This is a genomic window from Gordonia sp. 852002-50816_SCH5313054-c (assembly GCF_001665925.1).
Lineage (GTDB): Bacteria > Actinomycetota > Actinomycetes > Mycobacteriales > Mycobacteriaceae > Gordonia > Gordonia jacobaea.
Map to the genome: position 1 here is coordinate 39,667 of NZ_LZTE01000012.1, position 21,090 is coordinate 60,756.

Below are 21,090 nucleotides of genomic sequence, written 5' to 3' on the forward strand. Positions count from 1 at the left end.
GCACCACAGCGACTTATGCCGGTATATCCGGGCGCTCGGTTCGTCCGTCGCGGGTGAATGTGTGTCGTATCGAAGGATGTGGGCGCTGCAACACACACATCCTTCAATTCGACACACATCTAGGCCGCGGCGAGCGGGGCCGCGCAGTTCGGAACCCCCGCAGCGTCGACCTCACCGCGCGAGAAACGACTCCCACGCCTCGCGCGAGCCGAGCGTCGCGCCTGCAGCTGCAGCACTGGCCTCCGCGTCACGGACCCGTTCCATCAGCGCAAGCGTCCTGGCCCTCGCGGTGGCTTCGACGCTGTCGTCGCCGATCTCGATCGTCACGGTGAGCACTGCGGGGTCGATGGTGTCGACGGGGTAGTTCGCGGCGGTCAGGCGTTCGAGCACCTTCTGCGTCAGTGCGAGCGCAGGGGCTGTCGTCGCGATGCCGTCGAGGACCGAGCCGCGCTGCTTCTCGGCGGCCTTGCGCTCCTCCCATTCACGGATCTGAGTCTCGAGGTCGCTGTGTTCGCCGGACAGAACGCCCGGTGTGCGGCCGCGCACCTTGTCGACGAAGCTCCGCGCGACGTCGTCGATATCGAAGGGGGCCACCGGGTCGTCGGCGGCGATCCGCGCGTGGAACAGCACCTGCAGCAGCAGGTCGCCGAGTTCCTCGCGAAGGTTCTCCTGGTCGTCACCGTCGAGGGCATCGAGCAACTCGTAGACCTCTTCGAGCAGGTACCGCCGCAGCGACGCATGCGTCTGCGTCGACTCCCACGGTCCGTTTCGACGCAGCGTGTCCATCAGCGCGACGGCGTCGAGCAGACTCGCCCCCGATCGGCGTTCCACTTCGACGACGTCGTCGCCGTCGGCGATCCGCATACGCACGAGTGGATGCTGCGCGTCCGTCGTCACCAGGGTGAGCAACGAGTCGGAGTCGGCTGCCGCGGTGACCACGTGGTCGAGTTGCCACAGCACCGACGCGGGGACGTCTTCGGTCACCAGCACGGTGCCGGTCAGCACTGTGCGCGCCGCTATCGGGATCACTCCCGGTTGCTGCGGATCGAGCACCACGACCGTCAACGCAACTCCCCCACGCGATAGAACCGTTCGGCGTTGGTGCGCAGCACCACCTCGACGTCGTCCTCTCCGACCTCGGCGACGAGCAGGTCGATGTCGTCATCACTGAACGGTCGACGGGCCCTGGTCGACGGGAGATCGGTACCGAACATCAGGGCCGTCGGATCGACCGCCATGATCTGTCGAATCGCAGACGGAACGTCGAGTTCCACCCGACCGAATCCTGTTGCCTTGACCCGTACTCCGCGTTCGACGAGCGACAGGAGCACCGGGAGCCCTGCCGTCGACAATCCGAGATGATCGATACTGACCGCGGGCAACCCAGCAATGACGTCGGTCAGGTCGTCAAGATGTGCTGCGTCAACGTATAACTCGGTATGCCAGCCCGCGACGTCGTGCACACGTCTTGCGAACGCGTCGAGTTCGTCGAGTGATGCCGAGCCCCCTCGCGCAACATTGAACCGAATGCCGCGGACCCCGCGCGCAGACAATGCGACGACGTCCTCATCGGTGACAGTGGCCGGCAACTGCGTGACCCCGACGAATCCCTGACCGAGTTGCTCCAACGCCGCGACAAGATACGTCTGGTCGAACTTCTGGAACGATCCGGAAACCACTGCGCCGCCGATGATCCCGAGCGATTCGGTGCGTGCGCGGTACTCCGGCACTCCGAACTGCTCCGGAAGAAATCCGTTGTTCTCGACGACGGGGTAGGCGTGATCGATGATGTGGAAGTGCGCATCGAAGATGCTCCGTGCACTCATCGGTCAGCTGACTCGAGCGGCTTGAGGTTGCGCAGGAACGTCGCGAGGTACTCGATGACCTCGTCGTCGCGCAGGCGCGCCGACCCGACGCCTCCGGTGCGCGGGATCGGTAGCGTGACAACCGATGTGGTCGCCCGATACGACGCCGCGGGGTACAACCGTTTGAGGCGCACCTGCTCGCTGTCGGCCAGCGGGAGCGGCGCGACCTTCACACTCGTACCGGTGGTGCCGATCTCGGTGACACCCCGTTCACGTGCGCGCAGACGGAGTTTCGCGATCGACGCCAGGCGTCGTGTTTCCTCGGGCGGTTCGCCATAGCGGTCGGTGAGTTCCGACATCACGCCGTCGACCTCGTCGTCCGACGTCGCCGACGCGAGCTTGCGGTACGCCTCGAGGCGCAACCGATCAGAGTCGACGTACTCGACCGGGATGTGCGCATCGACGGGCAGGTCGATGCGGACCTCGCTGGGTTCCGACGACGTGACGGGCAGGCCGTCTGCCGCTGCGCGGTATGCCTCGACAGCCTCGCCGACGAGACGGACGTACAGATCGAATCCGACACCCGCGACGTGCCCGGACTGCTCGGCACCGAGAACGTTTCCGGCACCGCGCAATTCGAGGTCCTTGAGCGCCACGGCCATGCCCGCGCCGAGTTCGTTGTTCTGCGCGATCGTCGCCAATCTGTCGTAAGCCGTTTCGGTGAGCGGCTTTTCGGGACTGTAGAGCAGGTAGGCGTAACCGCGCTCACGACTTCGACCGACACGACCACGCAACTGATGCAACTGCGACAGACCGAGATTCTCAGCGCGATCGACGATGAGTGTGTTCGCGTTCGAGATGTCGAGACCGGTCTCGATGATGGTGGTACACACCAGCACGTCGAACTCGCGGTTCCAGAAACCGGCGACGGTGCGTTCGAGTTGATCCTCGTTCATCTGACCGTGTGCCACAGCAACTCTCGCCTCGGGGACCATCGCGGCGATATCGCGGGCAGTCTTGTCGATGGTCGACACCCGATTGTGGACGTAGAAAACCTGGCCGTCGCGCAACAGTTCTCGGCGAATCGCTGCCGCCACCTGCTTGGGTGAGTAGGCGCCGACATAGGTGAGCACCGGATGCCGTTCCTCCGGCGGGGTGAGGATGGTCGACATCTCGCGAATGCCCGCCATCGACATCTCCAGCGTTCGCGGAATCGGCGTCGCCGACATCGTCAGCACGTCGACGTGCGTGCGCAACGACTTGATGTGTTCCTTGTGTTCGACGCCGAAACGCTGCTCCTCGTCGACGATCACCAGCCCGAGGTCTTTCCACGTGACGCCGGTCTGCAGCAATCGGTGCGTACCGATCACGATGTCGACCTCGCCCTTCGCCATCTCCTTGATGATCTCGCGTGACTCCTTCGCATCGGTGAACCGCGAGAGTCCTCTGATGCGCACCGGGAATCCCGACATACGCTCGGTGAATGTCTGCAGATGTTGTTGCGCGAGAATCGTTGTCGGGACCAGGACCGCGACCTGCTTACCATCCTGCACGGCCTTGAAGGCCGCGCGCACCGCGATCTCGGTCTTGCCGTAACCGACATCGCCGACGATCACGCGGTCCATCGGAGCCGACTTCTCCATGTCGTCCTTGACCTCGCCGATCACCGTCATCTGATCGACGGTCTCGGTGAAGTCGAACGCGTCCTCCATCTCACGTTGCCAGGGCGTGTCCGGACTGAACGCGTAGCCGGGCGCGGCGTGCCTGGCCGCGTAGAGCTGGACCAGCTCGCCGGCGATCTCACGAACAGCCTTGCGCGCCTTGCGTTTCGTGTTCTGCCAGTCGGAGCCGCCGAGCTTCGACAACGACGGCTGCTCGCCTCCGACGTAGCGCGATAACTGGTCGAGCGAATCCATCGGCACATAAAGCCGGTCGCCGGGTTGCCCACGCTTGGAGGCCGCGTACTCGAGCACGAGGTACTCACGTCGCGCGCCCGACACCGTGCGTTCGATCATCTCGACGAACTTGCCGATGCCGTGCTGATCGTGCACGACGAGATCACCCGCGGTGAGCGCAAGTGGGTCGACCTGATTACGACGCTTGGCGGGCAATCGCTTTCCGTCGCGCACACTGGCGACGCGGTTGCCGGTGAGGTCCGTCTCCGTCACGACCACCAATCCGGCACTGGGACTGACGATTCCGTGACGCAGCGCGCCATTGAACACCGACACGGTTCCCGGTTCGGGTCGCGCGCCCCCGTCGACGAGCGCGTGCGGAACCTCTGCGTCGGCAAGTCGCTCACAGACGCGCTGTGCGGTGCCCTTGCCCGCGACCACGATCGCAGCGGTGTTGCCCGCGCTGACGTGGGCGCGCAGTCCGGCGAACACGATCCGGATCTCCTCGTCGTCACCATGCGGCGTCGGCCCCGGGGTGATGTCGAGTTCGTATTCTTCGCCGAAGCCCGCAGAAAGCGGACTCATCGTCCACCACGACCGACCCGCCGCGAGCGTGGCCTTCTCGACGTCATCGAGCGGCCGATAAGCACTGGCCTGCAGATCAATTCCCGTCGGACCGGACATCTCGCGGGTGTCGACGGGCGCCGTGGCTCCCATCGCGGCGGCGTTCCACGACGCCTCGAGGAACTCGGCTCCGGTTTGCGCGAGATCGGCTGCGCGCGTTCGGACTTTCTCGGGGTCGAGCACGAGCACGCGGGTCCCGGCGGGAAGTACCTCGGTCAGCAACTGCATCTCGCCGTCGACGAGGGCGGGTGTCAGCGCTTCCATTCCCGCCACCGGAATACCCTCGGCGAGCGAGGTGAGCATTTCGACGAGCGACGGGTCGTAGGCGTTCTCGACGGCGAGTGCGGCCGCACGTTCACGCACGGGCGGGGTGAGCAGCAGCTCGCGACAGGGATGGATGAGGACCACCGACGCGTCGACCTCGGGTTGACTACGCTGATCCGCCACCGAGAATGCTCGCATCTCGGAGATCTCATCGCCCCAGAACTCGACTCGCACAGGGAAATCGGCGGTGGTCGGGAACACGTCGAGAATGCCGCCGCGCACGGCGAATTCGCCGCGCCGACCGACCATGTCGACGCGCTCGTACGCCATCTCGACGAGATCGGTGAGTAGGCCGTCGAAGTCGAGTTCGATGCCCTCGCGCAACGTGATGCTGCGTATCTCCCCGAGCCCGGGTGCCATCGGCTGCACCAGCGACCGGACGGTGGTGACCACCACGCGCAGCGGCGCGTCACCCGGGTGCGCCAGCCGATGCAGCACCTCGAGACGCTGCCCGACGACCTCGGCACTCGGCGAGAGCCGCTCGTGCGGAAGCGTCTCCCACGACGGGAACTGCGCCACCGCAGACTCGTCGTCGAGAAGCTCGCGTAGTTCGGCCGTCAGGTCGTCGGCTTCGCGTCCGTTCGCCGAAACGACGAGGATCGGCGCATCAGCAACCTCGGCGAGACAACTGACCACGAACGGCCGGGCGGCGTCGGGGGCAGTGATCGCGAGTTGCGGATCGTCGCGATGGTCACGCAGTGCCGCGATGCTCGTGTCCGCGCAGGCGAGGGATGCGAGTCCGTGAAGGGCGGGAGTAGACGACACTTCGGCAATTCTAGGGCACGGCAATTCTGCCAGGCAGATGCCGCAGCGCGCCGCTGGTCAGACAGACGCAGCGGGCAGCACCGGTCAGTTGCCGCTCACAGCCACTAGTCCATTGCCGCGGCCTGCCGCGCGCGATACGCCGCGACGGCGTTGCGGTTACCGCAGGCTGTCGAGCAATACCGCCGAGACCGGTTGCGAGAGAGATCGACGACGACGCCTTCGCAGCCCGCGTCGGCGCAGACGGACAACCTCGACATGTCGTCGGCCCTGATCACGTCGATCATGGCCATCGCGGTCTCGACCATGATCCGGTCGGCGAGGGGGGCGTCGTCGTCGATGGCGTGCAGATGCCAGTCCGTGTCGCCGTGTCGCACCAACCGCGGCACGGCCCGGTGCCGACTCAGGATCTCGTTGACTTGATCGACGGCACGGTCGCGGTCGGCGATGAGCAGCGCTCGCAGCGCCGGCCGGATCGCCGACACCGCGTCGAGTTCTTGCTGGTCACCGTCATGGCGGCCGGTATAGCCGTAGTGGTCCCAGAACGCGTCGAGGTCGTCGATGGAACGCAAGGTCTCGGGCGACTCTGCCGAGTTGGCGAGCGCAACCGCCGCCTGCAGCGCCAGATCGACGTCATCACCGAAAACCATGTTGACACCTTACCAAGGCCGCCGCTAGCGTCATTACCCATGACGTCGGTGACCCATGACCGCACGCCGGCAGAGGTGGCCGCTCGCAGACGCGCGGGCCTGATCCTGGCCCTGGTGTCGGCAACGAGCTTCGGGCTGTCGGGCGCACTCGGCACGCCGCTGATGGCCGCAGGGTGGAGCGCGGGCGCTGTCGTCGCGATCCGCATCGGCATCGGCGGTCTCGCGTTGCTGCCGTTCGCCATTCGCGACCTCGGCGGTGTCTCGGCGCTGCGATGGTCGACGGCGTCGACGCTGATTCGCGAACACGGCAGGACGATCGCGCTCTACGGATTCCTCGGCATGGCCGTCGCGCAGTTCTGCTACTTCTCCGCCATCGAGCACATGGACGTCGGACCGGCCCTACTCATCGAGTACACCGCACCTGTCGTCGTAGTCGCGTGGATGTGGGCGATCCACCGCCAGCGGCCGTCGCGGTGGGCGCTGGCTGGTATTGCGGTGAGCGGCGTCGGATTGGTCGGAGTCCTCGACCTCGTCGGCGGCACCTCGGTGAGCCCCATCGGTGCGCTGTGGGCGTCGGGCGCAATGCTCGGCGCCGCCGGCTACTTCATCATTTCGGCCAAGGAGAACGATTCACTGCCGCCGTCTGTGCTCGCGGCGAGCGGAATGGTCTTTGCGGCAACACTTCTCGGAGTACTCGGCCTCGTGCATGCACTGCCGATGACGATCGGCGACCCGACGGTCCACTTCGCCGGATTCGACGCACCGGCATGGACGGTGCTGGCTGCTCTCGCGCTCGTCACCGCGGCGACCGCATACCTCACCGGAATCGGTGCCGCGCGCAGACTCGGAGCGCGGCTCGCCTCGATGTTCGCGCTTGTCGAGGTCTTGGCCGCGGTCGCCTGGGCCGCGATCCTGCTCGATCAGGTCCCGGCGGCGCTCCAGATCGTCGGCGGCGTCTTGATTGTCGTCGGGGTCATCGCGGCCAAGGTCGGTGAACCGAGCACGTCGACGTCGCCCGTCGGCGAGCCGTTGCCGCTGAGCCACCCGCCAGAAGGCCCCGAGAACGATGCTGCCGACAGCATTGCTCCCGACAACGATGCCGCAACGTCCGCACCCGAAACTTAACCGGACTGCGGTCCGGTTGATACGATGTTCGCATGTCAGCCCCCGCACCCACCCGCCAGCCGACGCTGTTCCTGAGTCATGGCGCCCCACCACTCGTCGACAGCGAACGATGGGTCTCCCAACTCACCGAGCTGTCCACCACACTCGACCGCCCCTCGGCGATTCTGGTGGTGTCGGCGCACTGGGAGGCCGCGCCGCTGACGATCGGTTCGACCGACCCGACCACGCCCCTGACCTACGACTTCTGGGGATTTCCCGAGCGCTTCTATCGCACCACCTACTGGTCGCCCGGTGCTCCCGACCTCGCGGCGAGAGTCGCGGCGATGATGCCCGACGGCACCGCAATCGCCCGTGACCAGCACCGTCGCCTCGACCACGGCGCATACGTGCCGTTGACGGTCATGTACCCCGACGCCGATATTCCCGTGCTCCAGATCTCGCTTCCCACACTCGACCCCGCACAATTGCTTAACCTCGGCCGTCGACTCGCACCGCTGCGCGACGAGGGAGTGCTCATCATCGGATCGGGCTTCACCACGCACGGGCTGCCGTATCTGACCGACCCCTCCCCCGACGCCGCGCCGCCGAGCTGGTCGTCGGAGTTCGACGCCTGGGCGCACGAACGTTTCGCCGCCGGCGACGTCGAGTCCCTGATCGATTTTCGACGCACCGCCCCGGGAATGCCCTACGCCCACCCCACTATTGAGCATTTCGCGCCACTCTTCGTCGCACTGGGCGCCAGCGACGATCCCGAGCAACAGGCCGACCAGGTCATCGACGGGTTCTGGATGGGCCTTGCCAAGCGGTCGCTGGTGCTTGCCTGAGGCGGACCTCTCACCGGCGGGGTGGTCAGTTACAGCTACAGCAGTCGCCGCAATCACAACAATCTCCGCAATCGCAGCAGTCGTCGCAGTCACAGCAATCGCCACAGTCGCACAACGCGGGTTTCCACGTGTCCGAGCAATGATTCCAGTGGTCGTTGCAGCATGCGGGCCCGCAACACGAGTTGCCCAGAAACGGCAGTAGACGCTCGTGGAATGGCCGGTCCGGACTGAACGGCGGCGGGAACGGCCACCCTTCCGGGTATCCGGGCGGCGGCATCTGTTCGGGAAGCGATGGCTCGGTAGCCGAAGGTCGGTGTACGGCACATGAGCTACGGCGCGGCATGCGCTGACGCACCGCATGACGCAGCCCGTCGACCAGGACGGCACGCAGCAATCTGTCGTCGACCAGTTCGAGCTTGGCGTACCGACGCACAATCGCCCGAACGAGGAGCCGACATTCCGCGCGGGCATCGTCGATGGCGGTCCCCGATGCGTCGAGCGGATTGAATTCCCCCTGTTCGCGATCCTGTGGGAGATCGTCGATCGCATCGATCAGGTGCGCGAGCCGACCGAAATCGGCACCTATGGCCTCGAGTTGCTCGCGATTCTCGGGAGCACCCGCGATGTCGGCCGTAGCCGCGAACACACGGGCCGCCGACTCCGAGGACGCGCGAAGCAGATCGTCGAGGTCCGTCGACCTCGATTCAACCTCGGCCTGCCCCGACAGCCGAGCGAGCATGGAGTCGACGTCGAGCAGGCGGGCCACATGGCCGTCGTCGACGGCGTGACGTCGCAATGCCGCGGCTACCCCTCCTGCGACCACCCGACGCATCCGCGACGGTGGCGCCAGCCCGGACCGCTGTTCTTCGACGATGTCGGCGGCCTTACCTGCGGCGAGCGTCAACGAGACCCCGGTGGCCAGTCGCAGTCCCGGATCACCGACCGCGACAACTTCGGCCGACTTCATTCCACGCAGCGGGCAGCGGCCGGCACGCGTGGTCGACGGCGTCGTATTGCACTGTGCCGCAACAAGAATTGACACCGTAGCCGCATCGGTATTGGTCGTCAGCCGACTGGGATGGCCGTGTCCGTCACGCAACGACAGACATAAGCCACACAGGTGCGCCTGCCACTGTGTGAAGAGGTCGTCGGGCATCGTGTGGCGACACGGTGTGAGAAGTCCGAACACCGGCTGATTCCAGCACGCCAGACCGTCGGCGCCAACTTGCGCCACACGCAGCGTCATTCGCACGTGATAGATCAGTTCGGCGTGTTCAGGCCTCGCCCGCAGCAGACCTCAGCCGATCAGGGGGACTCCACCGAATCAGACGGCACCGACGCATCAGAGGACTCCAATGCCTCGGGAGTCCCCGACCCCTCAGCCGACGGGGCAGATGTCGCGTCGCCAACCGTTCGCGCTTTGTGTTCGACGTAATCCGGCCCGACGAGTTCGGGGTCCGGGTCGAGGCGGGTGAGTCCGTTCCAGCAGAGATTGACCAGGTGCGCCGCGACAACCTCTTTCGACGGTTCGCGGACGTCGAGCCACCACTGCGCCGTCACCGACACCATCCCGACGAGCGCTTGTGCGTACATCGGGGCCAGCTTCGGGTCGAATCCCCGTCGTTCGAAGTCGCCGGCGAGGATGTGCTCGACCTGGCTGATGGCGTCGTTCAGAAGACTTCCGTACGTCGCGTTGTCCCTCGACGACGCGCTGTCGCCGCGCACGAGGACGCGGAATCCGTCGGTGCGCTCCTCCATGTAGGTCAACAGCGCCAAGGCCACCTGCTGGATGCGGTACAGCGAGCGGTTCTTGGAGAGCGACGACGTGATCATCTCGAGCAGGGTCTCCATCTCACGGTCGACGACGACCGCGTAGAGACCTTCCTTACCTCCGAAGTGCTCGTACACAATCGGTTTCGACACCCCGGCACGCTGGGCGATCTCTTCGATGGATGTGCCCTCGAAGCCCCGCTCGGCAAACAGACCGCGCGCGACCTCGATCAGTTGCAGGCGTCGTTGGGCGCCGGTCATGCGGGCCCGTGGCGCGCGTTTGACCTCACCTGTGCTCGAGTTCGCCGGACGGCTGACAGCCATGAGGCCACCCTACGAGATCTCCCACGCCCAATCGACCTGACGCTCCGGCCGCCCGCCGTTGCGCGCGGCAGGACCCGAGAAGACGCACCCAGCTGACCGGAGGATGTGTGTCGGATCGAAGGAAGTGGGCGCTGCAGCACACACATCCTCTGATTCGACACACATTCACCTTATGAAGATGCGCAATCCACCTATTCTCGTCGGTTTCGACGTACTCACCTCTTCCGCGGTTGTAAACCCCCCATATTTCGGACTTATGCCGAGCGTGCGGATTTCTTACGGTCAGATACATCGCCCGTAGAGAGTCACGTATCCAGCGCGTGGCAACGGACGACGAGAGACGAAGGATGGACCATGAGACCTCACAGAAGCTTGCTCCAGGTACTCGGCATGTCGATCGCCGTGACCGCGATGATCCTCGGCCTGACAACGGCCACCGCCGCGAAGAGCGAGGCCACGCCTATCCCGCAGGGCGGTTCAAGTGCCGTCCTGGTGATCACCAACAACACCGGTATGCCGTTGACCCTGAAGCAATTCCCCGATACCAGCGTCGGTGCGGGTAGTTCGATGGACTTCCGATGGATCGATGCGCCACCCGCCTCGCTCGGCATGGGCAGAACGGCTGTCGTACGCGCCTGGACGTCGAACCCTCTGGCCATGGGCGTCACTGTCACCTACACCTACACCTACCGCTCCGCCGTGGTGAATTACACAGCCTCCCTGCGCCACACTCTCGGATTCACCGATATCTCCGGCAGTAAAGCCTCCCCCGGTGAATCCGTGAGGGCCACCCTGATCCGTCCCGCTCCGAGAATGTTCGCCACCTACGTGTTGTCGTGAATCGCACCCGAGTCTGATCCTCATGCGAATCAGTGTTGACACGGCGGACGGACTCGTCGACTCGCTCATCGAGTTCAACGTGTTCGACACACCAGCGGAGAAGGTCGAACTCGTCGTCGATGGTGTAGACGCCGCGGGATCGCACTGGCGGTCCCGCGGCACCCATCGGCTCGGCAAAGACGGACGGTTAGAACTCACCGATCCAGACCTACCGTGGTGGGACATGCGGCTCGTCGACAACCCGAACTCCCCGGAGATTTTCGAATCCTGCGACGGCACATTGGATTTCACTGTCTCGGTATCCGACGGTACGTCCAGCGACAAGGCCACGGTACCTCGTACGTGGGGACGCGAGCACACGGTGGAACAGCGACGAGGCGACGGATGGCAGCTACAGATCTACCGTCCGGAGTCAGCTGACTACCCGCTGCCGGGAATCGTCGTGTTCCCCGGGACGATGGTCACCAGGTCGGTGACAGCGATGGCCGCGCTGCTCGCCGCTCACGGCTATGTCGCGGCGGTCCTCTTCTACACTCAGCGCCCGGGGTTGCCCGATTCGTTCAGCAGAATTGCCACGGAGAACACCGCCGCGGGCATCGAATGCTTCGCCGCCCTGCCCTACGTTGACGAGGACAAGATCGCACTCCACGCGTCGTCGGTAGGTGTTCAGACAGCACTGTCGACGATGGTGACAATGGGGACCCCGGCACGCGCGGTCGTCGCGGTGGCTCCCAGCCACGTCGTGTTCCAGGCACTCCGCCGCGACGGCCCGCCCGAGAAGGTCTCTGCCCTCACCCACGGCGGCGTCGACCTGCCGTATGTCCCGTTGCGCAGTGAGCGCCTACTCGGACAACTCGCCATGAATCTCTTGCGCCGCAAAATCTCTCACGGACGCTCGTCGATGGCGATGTCGACCCACGCCGCGTACGCCGCAGGTCTGCGGGATCATTCGGCTGTGCGGGCCGCGACCATCGCCGTGGAGAAGATCGGGTGCCCGATATTGGTCGCCGCAGGCACCGACGACCAGTGCTATCCCGCTGCGGACATGGCACAAGAGATACTTCGACGCCGCAGCGACGAGCACGCCACCCACGCAGCCGACGACGAACTGCTGATCTATCCCGGGGTGGGCCACTTCATCCGTCCGCCCGCAATTCCCACGACGGTCACCCGGTCGGCCTCACTGATCGGGGGCGGCGATCCGTGCCATATCGCAGCGGCACAGCGGGACTGTTGGACCCGGACACTCGCTTTCCTGAACCAACACCTGACCTGATCACCTCGCGCTGCATTCGGATGGTGCGCACACATTTCGACCCTTTCACTCACCGTGATCAAAACGTGACACTGAGGTCCGGCGATTGCCCTCAGGGACGTCGGCGCCGGTCAGCGGGCCAGCATGCTCGCTTGTCAGGTGTACACGCCGACACGGAATTGCGGGAATCACCCAAGAGTCGCGGTTGCTTTGTAGGCTGAATTCTCTCTGAACGCTCACCACGACGAGGGGATAGCTGTGGGCAGTTTGTGGAACTATATCCACGCACACGCCGCGAACCTGACGTTCCTCACCTATCAGCACGCATCTCTGGCATTTCAGACGGTTCTCGTCGGCACCGTGGTCGCGATCATCGTCGCGGTGCTCGTGTACCGACGCCCGTTGGGTTCGGCGCTCACGCTGACGTCGAGTCGCGTCGCGCTGACGATCCCCTCGCTCGCGCTTCTCGCCCTGCTGATCGTCCCGTTCGGTCTCGGCGTCGTGCCGTCGTTCATCATGCTGGCGTTCTTCGCCGCGCTCCCCGTGATCGGCAACGCGATCGTCGGGCTGCGTTCGGTGCCGGCAAGCGTGATCGAGTCAGCTCAGGGAATCGGATTGTCCCGCTGGCGAATTCTGCTGAGCGTCGAGTTGCCGATCGCGTGGCCGGTGATCCTGACCGGGATTCGCGTCTCGACCCAGATGATCGTCGGAGTCGCCGCGATCGTCGCCTACGTCCTCGGACCCGGCCTCGGATCGTTGATCTTCAACGGGTTGTCTCGCCTCGGTGGCGCTAATGCACTCCAAATGGCGCTCACCGGAACCATTCTCATCGTCTTGATCGCTCTGGTCTTCGACGCCCTGCTCGTTCTCCTCGGCCGCTTCACCATCTCCAAAGGACTGTCATGACCGACGTAGCCAACACGCCGGCCCCCGGGGCCGGTAGCGCATCCGGGGCAACGGTGACCGGTGCCCCCATCCGACTCGACGGCGTCGAGAAACGATTCCGGGGGCAAGACCAGCCCGCCGTCGGACACCTCGACCTCGACATCGAGGCGGGCCATATCGTCGCCTTCGTCGGCCCCTCGGGTTGCGGTAAGACGACGACCCTCAAGATGATCAACCGGCTGATCGAACCGTCCGACGGCAGGATCTTCATCGACGAGCGCGACGTCACCAAGGAGAATCCCGACAAACTCCGACAGTCCATCGGCTACGTGATCCAGTCGGGCGGTCTCTTCCCGCACTGGAGCGTCGAGAAGAACATCGGAGCCATCCCCCGCGTCCTCGGCTGGGACAAGAAGCGGATCGCCGAGCGCACCGAATATCTCCTCGATCTCGTCGGACTCGATCCTGCACAGTTCGCCACGCGGCTACCCAAGGACATGTCCGGCGGTCAGCAGCAGCGCGTCGGCGTCGCACGTGCCCTTGCCGCCGATCCGCCGGTCCTCCTCATGGACGAGCCGTTCGGCGCGGTCGACCCGATCACCCGAGTCCGATTGCAGGACAGCCTGATCGCCATCCAACACGAGCTCGGCAAGACCATCGTCATCGTGACGCACGACTTCGAAGAGGCCACCAAGCTCGGCGACAAGGTGCTGATCCTGTCGGAGGGCGCCCACGTCGAGCAATACGCTGCGCCCGAGGAGATTCTGGCCAATCCCGCCTCGCCCTTCGTCGAAGAGTTCATCGGGTCGGGGGCGACGCTTGCGCAGCTCACGCTGTCGCGCGTGCGCGACGTCGAACAAGACTCGGTGATCACCGCGCGCGTCGGCGAGGGTTCCGGAGAGGTCATCACGCGCGCACGGGCCGCGGGGCAGAGTTGGGTGGTCGTCGTCGACAAGCACGACCGCCCGCGTGCATGGCCGTCGCTGGATGAGGTTGCCTCCAAGCCGGAGGTCTCCGACTACCTCGATCCGCGGCTACCCGTCGTAGCCGAATCGTCGACGCTCAACGACGCCCTCGACACCATGCTCGCGGCCAGCCAGGGCGGCACGCTGGTGACAGATCGTCACGGCGCCGTCGTCGGCATGCTCACCATCGCCTCGGTCATGGACATCATCCGTACGCAACTTTCCGAAGCCCGCCCCGACGAGGACGACGGCTCGTACGAAAGTCACACCGAGGGAACCGCACCCACCGAGACGCCGGTGATCGCTGCCGACGACCCCGAGCAGAACGCGGGCGCATGAAACAACGATTCCGCAACCTTCCGATCGACGTGTGGTTCGAGCCACTCGTCTTCATCGTGCTGGCCGTCGGATATTTCAGTTGGTATGCGACGACGACATTCACCGAGACCGAGCAGGCGTCGCTGGGCTGGTCGACTCTGCAGTCCACCATCATCGACCACATCGAGCTCACTCTCGTCGCGGCCATCGTCGTCATCGTCATCGCAATTCCCTTGGGAATCCTGTTGACCCGGCCGTCGATGCGATGGCTCTCGCCGATCGCGGTGAACATCGCGAACATCGGTCAAGCTGCGCCCGCCGTCGGACTGCTGGTGTTGTTCACATTCTGGCTCGGCACCGGATTCCGTACTGCCGTCATCGGTTTGGTCGTGTACGCGGTCCTGCCGATCCTGCAGAACACGATCGTCGGGTTGCGCCAGGTCGACCAACGCACCATCGAGGCGTCGCGCGGTATCGGATACTCGGCGGCGCGCACGCTCGTGCAGGTCGAACTCCCGCTGGCCGTGCCCGTCATCCTCAACGGTGTCCGCACCGCCCTGGTGATCCTGGTCGGCACGGCCACCCTGAGTACCTTCATCGGCGCGACGAGCCTCGGCACGCTGATCACCACCGGCGTCACGCTCTTCTTGCCCAAGCTGTTGATCTCGGGCGCGATACTCGTCGCTCTGCTCGCCATGATCATCGACTGGCTCGGCCGGGTCTTCGAACTGGTCGCTACACCGAAGGGCGTCGCATGAGCGCCACGCGAGCAAGACTCGCCACCGTCGCAACACTTCTCGTCGTCGCCGTCATCGGCCTTGCGGGATGTGGTCTGGTCAGTTCGTCGGGCACGTTCAAGCAGGCGTCGCTTCCCGACGGTTCCCGACCGCTCGACGGAGCCAAGCTCACCGTCACGTCGAAGAGCTTCACCGAGGGCGTGATCCTCGGCAAGATCACCGCCACCTATCTGGCCGCGGCAGGCGCCGACGTCACCGACCTCACAGGCGCCCCCGGTTCGGCGTCGTCTCGCCAGGCACAACTCAACGGCGACGCCGACATCCTCTGGGAGTACACCGGAACCGGATGGGTGAACTACCACAACGAGACGGAGACCATCGCCGACCCGAAGGAACTCTGGCAGAAGGTCCACGACATCGAGCTCAAGGAGAACCAGCTCGTCTGGCTGCCTCCCGCCAACTTCAACGACACCTACGCGTTCGCGGCGTCGACACCCACAGCGAAACGCCTCAACGTGAAGTCTCTTTCGGACGTCGCCAAACTGCCGGTCGCTGATCGCACCTTCTGCGTCGACGACGAATTCTTCTCCCGCCCAGATGGTTTCAAGCCGATGCTGGCGAAGTACGGTATGCCGCTCGACGGCCCGAACGGGGTCCCGCTCGGCAACGTGACACGCATGGACGCCGGCGTCGTCTACACATCGACGGCCAAGAGCTCGCCGTGCAACTTCGGCATGGTCTACACCACCGACGGCCGGATCAAGAACCTCGACCTCGCCGTCCTCGAGGACGACAAGAAGTTCTTCCTGCCCTACAGCGGAACCGCCGTCGTTCGCGAGGACGTCATGAAGCGCTACCCACAACTCAACGAACTACTCGGAACTATCTCGGAGCGTCTCACCGACAACGTCATGCAGGACCTCAACGGCCGCGTCGACATCGACGGCGAAGACCCTGCCGACGTAGCATACGACTGGTTACTCAGCGAGAAATTGATCGTCCCCAAGAATTAGTTACCACTGCGCGTTCAGCGCCGGCTCTCCACTTTGCCATTTATGGATGTTACGGTTACATCATCCAATGGCATTGAGACCAGGAGGCGCACGTGTCGGTTCAGGTCGTCGACGATTCAGCACCGCACGTCAGCACGCTCGACCGCGGCACCGATGAGGTGTCGGCGAGACTCGTCGATTCGTCGGCACGCTTGTCGCGCAACGCTCTGGTCGAGATCGACTGGGACGCTCCGATGGACCCGACGCTCTACGGCTGCAGCCCCGAGTGGTCGACGCTGTACGGCACCTCCTACTGGGCGGAGATGACGGAGGAGCAGCGCGTGCGGCTCACCAGACACGAGACGGCGTCGGTGATGTCGATCGGAATCTGGTTCGAAATGCTGTTGCAGCAGTTGGTACTCCGCGATCAGTACCTCGCCGACCGACACCGCCCGGAGTACTGGTTCGCCATGACCGAGATCGCCGACGAATGCAGGCACTCGCTGATGTTCGCGAAGGCGTCGCAAAAACTCGCCGGGACGTCGTATGTGCCGCACCCTCGAATCGGCAAGGGAGGCAAGTTCTTTGCGGCCACCACCGGGGGCGAGATCGCGTATGGCGGCATCCTCGCCGCCGAGGAGATCCTCGACGTATTCCAACGCGGCTGCACCAGCGACGAACGCGTACTGCCGTTGGTCCGCACCGTCAACGAGATCCACGTGCTCGAGGAATCACGCCACATGCGCTTCGCGCGGGAGCAGATCCGGGAGTCGATGGCCGACGTCGGCCCGGTGCGTCGCCACGCCAGCGCGTACTACACGGCAGTGGCGGCGTCGTTCATCTTCACCAGCCTCGTCCGACCGCAGGCCTACGCCGACGCGGGGCTCGACAAGTACCGCGCCGTCTCGGAGATGCGACGAAATCATCACTTCCAGGCGATGGTCCGAACGAGTTGCTCGCACCTGATGAGCTTTCTCGACGAGGTCGGGCTGCTGACACCCGCGGCGGCATCGGTCTACCGCAAGGTGCACATGCTCTGACCGACGTCAGCTCGACGCGCCGCCGCGCCGGAACGCGATGCGGCACGCCTGCACCTCGTGGATCTGCTCTTCGGTCAGCGCCGGGGTCCGCAGCGGCTCCGACGGCGGGGCGGCGTGGATGGCGTCGAGTAGGAGCTGGAGGTAGCGCTTCCACGCTCCGGGGACCGTCGCCTCGGTGATATCCGCGTACGACGACACCATCGAGAAGATGGAGAAGATGTCCGTCTCGACGATGTCTTCGCGCAGCACACCGGCGGCGTGGGCCCGATCGAAGACCTCGCCCATCCGCTTCGTCATCCGCGCCTTCACCGTCGCGATCGTCGGATCCGTGTGGTCGATCTGCATGATGATCGCGGCCAGCCCACGATCCTCGGCCATTGCCGTGCAGACCGTCGACACCATCGTCACCACCGACGCCCACGGGTCGCTGTCCGCCGCGAGGACTCCCTCGGTCTGCTCTGCCACCTCCTCCAGGTGCGCCGCGAACACTCCGACGATCAGCTCGTCCCGGTTGGCGAATCGTCGATAAACCGTCCCCACACCCACACCGGCCGCTGCCGCGACGTCGTCGAGTGAGACGTCGAGGCCACGCTCGGCGAACAGCTTGTGAGCAGCGGCGATGATCCGACGCCGATTGCGCTCGGCGTCGGCGCGCAGGGGTCGTCCGGTCGGTGCGACCGGGCTCTGTTGTGTGGTCATCGTCACATTCTCTCAACCGGAGGAATCATCTCCGTATTCGCTTCGTTGCCACCCTCGTAAACGGAGGAGTCTTCTCCACTATTCCGCCACTTGGAGGACTGATGACCACAACCTACGACACTGCCGACGGATTGTCGGCGAACGGGGAGTCTCGGGAGGAACGACACCATCGCCTTCGGTGGGTCGTGCTCGGCGTACTCGGCCTCGCACAGTTGATGGTGGTGCTCGACGCGACCATCGTGAACATCGCACTCCCGCACGCGCAGGAGTCACTCGGATTCGGCGACGCCGATCGGCAATGGATCGTCACCGCATACTCGCTGGCATTCGGCAGCCTGCTGCTCCTCGGCGGGCGACTGTCGGATCTCCTCGGCCGTAAGACCACCTTCATCGTCGGCCTCGTCGGATTCGCCGTGATGTCCGCGATCGGTGGCGCCGCAGTCAATTTCGACATGCTCGTCGTCGCCCGCGCAGGCCAGGGCGTCTTTGGTGCACTCCTCGCGCCCGCAGCACTGTCGCTGCTCACCACCACGTTCACCGACCCGGCCGAGCGCGGTAAGGCGTTCGGCATCTTCGGTGCCATCGCCGGCGGTGGCGGTGCACTCGGACTCCTCCTCGGCGGCATGCTCACAGAGTGGGCCGACTGGCGCTGGTGCCTCTACGTGAATCTCGTGATCGCCGCGATCGCGCTCGTCGGCGCGGTGCTGTTCATCGGCGCGCACAAGACCGAACACCGCCCGAAGCTCGACCTTCCCGGTGTGATCACGGTGTCGATCGCACTGTTTTCGATCGTCTACGGCTTCTCGAACGCCGAGACCAACGGTTGGGCCGACTGGGCCACCATCACCTGGCTGGTCGTCGGAGCCGTGTTGCTCGCCGGATTCGTCTGGTGGCAGTCGCGGACCCCGCACGCACTGCTCCCCCTGCGCGTGATTCTTGATCGCACTCGTGGCGGCTCGTACCTCGCGGTGTTCATCGTCGGCATCGGAATGTTCGGCATCTTCCTGTTCCTCACCTACTACCTGCAGGTGAATCTGCACTTCAGCCCGATCCAGACCGGCTTGGCGTTCCTGCCGATGATCGGCATGCTGATCGTCACCGCAACGACGTCGACGGGTGTTCTGCTGCCCCGATTCGGACCGCGCTGGCTGATGGCGGGCGGCATGCTGATCGCCGCCGTGGGCATGGTGCTGCTGACACAACTGACCGACACCAGCACGTACGCGGCTCATGTCCTGCCCGCGCTGTTGATCATGGGCGTCGGACTCGGCGCGTCGATGGCCCCGGCCATGCAGGGCGCGGTGTCGGGCGTGCTGCCCGAAGACGCGGGCGTCGCGTCGGCAACCGTCAACACCATGCAGCAGGTGGGTGGCTCGGTGGGCACCGCGCTGCTCAGCACGATCGCGGCGAGCGCCGCGGCGTCGTATGCGACGTCGCACGCAGGTCAGGTGGCGAATCCCGCTGCGCTGCAACAGCTTGCGGCGGTCCACTCGTACACCACCGCCTTCTGGGTCGCGGCCGCAGTGTTCGCCGCGGGCGCCGTGATCTCCGCGCTGCTCGTCCCGAACGGCAAACTCCCGGTCACCGAAGGCGACGAGGCTCCCGCGATGGCGCACTGAGTCGTCGTACTGCCACTGCTGCTCTGAATGAGCGCGGCCCGGCCACCGAGCATTCGGTGACCGGGCCGTTCCCCGTCGGAACAGATCAGTTCAGATCAGATCAGGCGTGCGCCTCGTCGCGGTGCGGGAGCACCCAGTCCGGCCGGGGCCAGTGGCAGGTGTAGCCGTTGGGGTAGCGCACCAGGTAGTCCTGGTGCTCGGGCTCGGCCTCCCAGAACGGACCCGCGGGCTCGATCGTGGTGACCGCCCGGCCGGGCCAGAGGCCCGAGGCGTCGACGTCGGCGATGGTGTCACGCGCGACGCGCTCCTGCTCGGGCGTCACGGGGAAGATCGCTGACCGGTAACTGCTGCCGACATCGTTGCCCTGCCGGTTCTTCGTCGTCGGATCGTGGATCTGGAAGAAGAACGCGAGGATGTCGCGGTAGCTCGTCTGCGTCGGATCGAAGACGATCTCCACCCCCTCGGCGTGCCCGGGATGATTTCGGTAGGTCGGGTGGTCGTTGCTGCCGCCGGTGTAGCCGACGCGCGTCGCGAGCACGCCGGGCTGGCGGCGAATCAGATCCTCGACGCCCCAGAAGCAGCCTCCTGCGAGCACCGCGGTCTCGGTGCCGGGCTGCTCGGTGATGCGGCCGTCGTCGTTGCTTCCACTGGTCATGATGCGTTCTCCTGCGTGGTGTCGGGACTATCGGTGTTCTCGAACAGGCGGCGGTACTCGCCATAACCCTGCTCGTCGAGCTCGGTCTCGGGGATGAACCGCAGCGACGCCGAGTTCATGCAGTACCTCTTGCCGCCTTCGGCTCGCGGTCCGTCGTCGAAGAGGTGGCCGAGATGGCTGTCGGCGTACGCCGAGCGGACCTCGGTTCGCTTCATCCACAGCGATCGGTCGGTGCGCGTCGAGATCGCGTCGTCGCTGATCGGGCGGGTGAAACTCGGCCATCCGGTGCCACTGTCGTACTTGTCGAGCGAGCTGAACAGGGGCGCTCCGGAGACCACGTCGACGTAGATGCCTGGCTCGTGGTTGTCCCAGTAGGCGTTGTGGAACGCGGGCTCGGTCCCGTCTTCCTGGGTTACTCGGTACTGGTCCGCGGTGAGGGCCTCGAGGGCCTGCGGGTTCTTGCGGTAGTCGTGGGACATTGATCCTCCTTCTGATCACCGCTGGCTGCGATGTCATCTACTCCAACAGCAGCCACGTCGGATTTGGTCCCGACCCTTCTGAGAGTCATGTGAGAGTCGAGTCGCGTGAGGGTCGAACTCGTCTCCACCCGAGCGTAGCGTCGGATTATGGCTGAGAACCTCATCGATCCCACAGTCCCGCCGTCGGGTACCGGCTGCGTCGAATGCCTCGACACCGCCGACGGCTGGTGGTTTCATCTTCGACGCTGCGCCGCCTGCGGACACGTCGGATGTTGCGACTCCTCCCCCGGCCAACACGCCTCGCATCACGCCGACGACACGGGGCACCCGTACATCCAGAGCTTCGAACCCGGCGAGGACTGGTTCTGGAGCTTCCCGGACTCGGCCATGGCCAGCGGCCCGGAGCTGGCTCCGCCGACAAGCCACCCCGACGACCAGACCGCACCCGGTCCGGCCGACCGCGTGCCGTCGAACTGGCAGCAACTGCTGCACGGTTGACGGTC

At 65.2% G+C, this 21,090-nt stretch carries 20 protein-coding genes; 11 read left to right on the forward strand and 9 right to left on the reverse strand.

Annotated features, from left to right (window positions below):
- Positions 1–171 precede the first annotated feature (171 nt).
- The 4 genes from A5788_RS00840 to A5788_RS00855 all read right to left on the reverse strand — a co-directional run bounded on the left by A5788_RS00840 (position 172) and on the right by A5788_RS00855 (position 6,060).
- Complete coding sequence (locus A5788_RS00840; RefSeq protein WP_064869665.1) at positions 172–1,065, reverse strand: MazG family protein; 894 nt, start codon at positions 1,063–1,065, stop codon at positions 172–174.
- Positions 1,062–1,826, reverse strand: a complete 765-nt coding sequence (locus A5788_RS00845; protein WP_064869667.1) for an amidohydrolase family protein — start codon at positions 1,824–1,826, stop codon at positions 1,062–1,064. Before A5788_RS00845 ends, A5788_RS00840 begins: the two co-directional genes overlap by 4 nt.
- Positions 1,823–5,413 carry a transcription-repair coupling factor gene (mfd, locus tag A5788_RS00850; protein WP_064869669.1) on the reverse strand — a complete coding sequence of 1,197 codons (3,591 nt, stop codon included), beginning with the start codon at positions 5,411–5,413 and terminating at the stop codon, positions 1,823–1,825. The genes A5788_RS00845 and mfd overlap by 4 nt, the downstream gene beginning before the upstream one ends.
- Positions 5,414–5,517: 104 nt before the next feature.
- Positions 5,518–6,060, reverse strand: coding sequence for a CGNR zinc finger domain-containing protein (locus tag A5788_RS00855; RefSeq protein WP_049699752.1), 543 nt, complete (start codon positions 6,058–6,060; stop codon positions 5,518–5,520).
- Positions 6,061–6,099: 39 nt separating this feature from the next.
- Here A5788_RS00855 and A5788_RS00860 point away from each other — a divergent pair, with 39 nt between their 5' ends.
- Both A5788_RS00860 and A5788_RS00865 read left to right on the forward strand, forming a co-directional pair.
- Positions 6,100–7,185 carry an EamA family transporter gene (locus A5788_RS00860; protein ID WP_231894173.1) on the forward strand — a complete coding sequence of 362 codons (1,086 nt, stop codon included), beginning with the start codon at positions 6,100–6,102 and terminating at the stop codon, positions 7,183–7,185.
- Between the two features lie 32 nt (positions 7,186–7,217).
- Positions 7,218–8,009, forward strand: coding sequence for a dioxygenase family protein (locus tag A5788_RS00865; RefSeq protein ID WP_064869671.1), 792 nt, complete (start codon positions 7,218–7,220; stop codon positions 8,007–8,009).
- Between the two features lie 25 nt (positions 8,010–8,034).
- On the opposite strand, the gene A5788_RS23360 is transcribed toward A5788_RS00865, so the two are convergent.
- Together A5788_RS23360 and A5788_RS00875 are read right to left on the reverse strand one after the other, a co-directional pair.
- Entirely contained in the window at positions 8,035–9,198 is a 1,164-nt protein-coding gene (locus A5788_RS23360) for a DUF5685 family protein (protein WP_082937941.1), read from the reverse strand.
- A gap of 116 nt (positions 9,199–9,314) precedes the next feature.
- Entirely contained in the window at positions 9,315–10,103 is a 789-nt protein-coding gene (locus A5788_RS00875; RefSeq protein ID WP_064869675.1) for a TetR/AcrR family transcriptional regulator, read from the reverse strand.
- Between the two features lie 354 nt (positions 10,104–10,457).
- Here A5788_RS00875 and A5788_RS23365 point away from each other — a divergent pair, with 354 nt between their 5' ends.
- The 7 genes from A5788_RS23365 to A5788_RS00910 all read left to right on the forward strand — a co-directional run bounded on the left by A5788_RS23365 (position 10,458) and on the right by A5788_RS00910 (position 17,135).
- Complete coding sequence (locus A5788_RS23365; RefSeq protein WP_152930095.1) at positions 10,458–10,943, forward strand: hypothetical protein; 486 nt, start codon at positions 10,458–10,460, stop codon at positions 10,941–10,943.
- Positions 10,944–10,965: 22 nt separating this feature from the next.
- The gene (locus tag A5788_RS00885; protein ID WP_064869677.1) at positions 10,966–12,219 is read left to right on the forward strand and encodes an acyl-CoA thioester hydrolase/BAAT C-terminal domain-containing protein; all 1,254 of its coding nucleotides are present in this window, start codon (positions 10,966–10,968) and stop codon (positions 12,217–12,219) included.
- Positions 12,220–12,456: 237 nt separating this feature from the next.
- Entirely contained in the window at positions 12,457–13,104 is a 648-nt protein-coding gene (locus A5788_RS00890; protein WP_049699759.1) for an ABC transporter permease, read from the forward strand.
- Positions 13,101–14,387, forward strand: a complete 1,287-nt coding sequence (locus tag A5788_RS00895) for an ABC transporter ATP-binding protein (protein WP_064869679.1) — start codon at positions 13,101–13,103, stop codon at positions 14,385–14,387. Before A5788_RS00890 ends, A5788_RS00895 begins: the two co-directional genes overlap by 4 nt.
- A complete protein-coding gene (locus tag A5788_RS00900; protein WP_005207242.1) occupies positions 14,384–15,124 on the forward strand; it encodes an ABC transporter permease in 741 nt (246 codons plus the stop codon). Before A5788_RS00895 ends, A5788_RS00900 begins: the two co-directional genes overlap by 4 nt.
- Positions 15,121–16,116, forward strand: coding sequence for a glycine betaine ABC transporter substrate-binding protein (locus A5788_RS00905; protein WP_049699761.1), 996 nt, complete (start codon positions 15,121–15,123; stop codon positions 16,114–16,116). The genes A5788_RS00900 and A5788_RS00905 overlap by 4 nt, the downstream gene beginning before the upstream one ends.
- A gap of 92 nt (positions 16,117–16,208) precedes the next feature.
- Positions 16,209–17,135 carry an AurF N-oxygenase family protein gene (locus A5788_RS00910; RefSeq protein ID WP_049699762.1) on the forward strand — a complete coding sequence of 309 codons (927 nt, stop codon included), beginning with the start codon at positions 16,209–16,211 and terminating at the stop codon, positions 17,133–17,135.
- A 6-nt stretch (positions 17,136–17,141) separates the two neighbouring features.
- Here the strand turns inward: A5788_RS00910 and A5788_RS00915 are convergent, their stop codons facing one another.
- Positions 17,142–17,834 carry a TetR/AcrR family transcriptional regulator gene (locus A5788_RS00915; protein ID WP_049699763.1) on the reverse strand — a complete coding sequence of 231 codons (693 nt, stop codon included), beginning with the start codon at positions 17,832–17,834 and terminating at the stop codon, positions 17,142–17,144.
- Between the two features lie 101 nt (positions 17,835–17,935).
- Here A5788_RS00915 and A5788_RS00920 point away from each other — a divergent pair, with 101 nt between their 5' ends.
- Positions 17,936–19,453: a DHA2 family efflux MFS transporter permease subunit gene (locus A5788_RS00920; protein WP_049699764.1), complete on the forward strand. Its 1,518-nt coding sequence runs from the start codon at positions 17,936–17,938 to the stop codon at positions 19,451–19,453.
- Positions 19,454–19,553: 100 nt separating this feature from the next.
- Here A5788_RS00920 and msrA read toward each other — a convergent pair whose 3' ends face one another.
- Positions 19,554–20,108, reverse strand: a complete 555-nt coding sequence (gene msrA / locus A5788_RS00925) for a peptide-methionine (S)-S-oxide reductase MsrA (protein ID WP_064863805.1) — start codon at positions 20,106–20,108, stop codon at positions 19,554–19,556.
- Positions 20,105–20,587 carry a peptide-methionine (R)-S-oxide reductase MsrB gene (gene msrB, locus A5788_RS00930; RefSeq protein ID WP_064869680.1) on the reverse strand — a complete coding sequence of 161 codons (483 nt, stop codon included), beginning with the start codon at positions 20,585–20,587 and terminating at the stop codon, positions 20,105–20,107. The genes msrA and msrB overlap by 4 nt, the downstream gene beginning before the upstream one ends.
- A gap of 147 nt (positions 20,588–20,734) precedes the next feature.
- Between msrB and A5788_RS00935 the strand changes: the two genes are divergently transcribed.
- A complete protein-coding gene (locus A5788_RS00935; protein WP_064869682.1) occupies positions 20,735–21,085 on the forward strand; it encodes a UBP-type zinc finger domain-containing protein in 351 nt (116 codons plus the stop codon).
- The last annotated feature ends 5 nt before the right edge of the window (positions 21,086–21,090 follow it).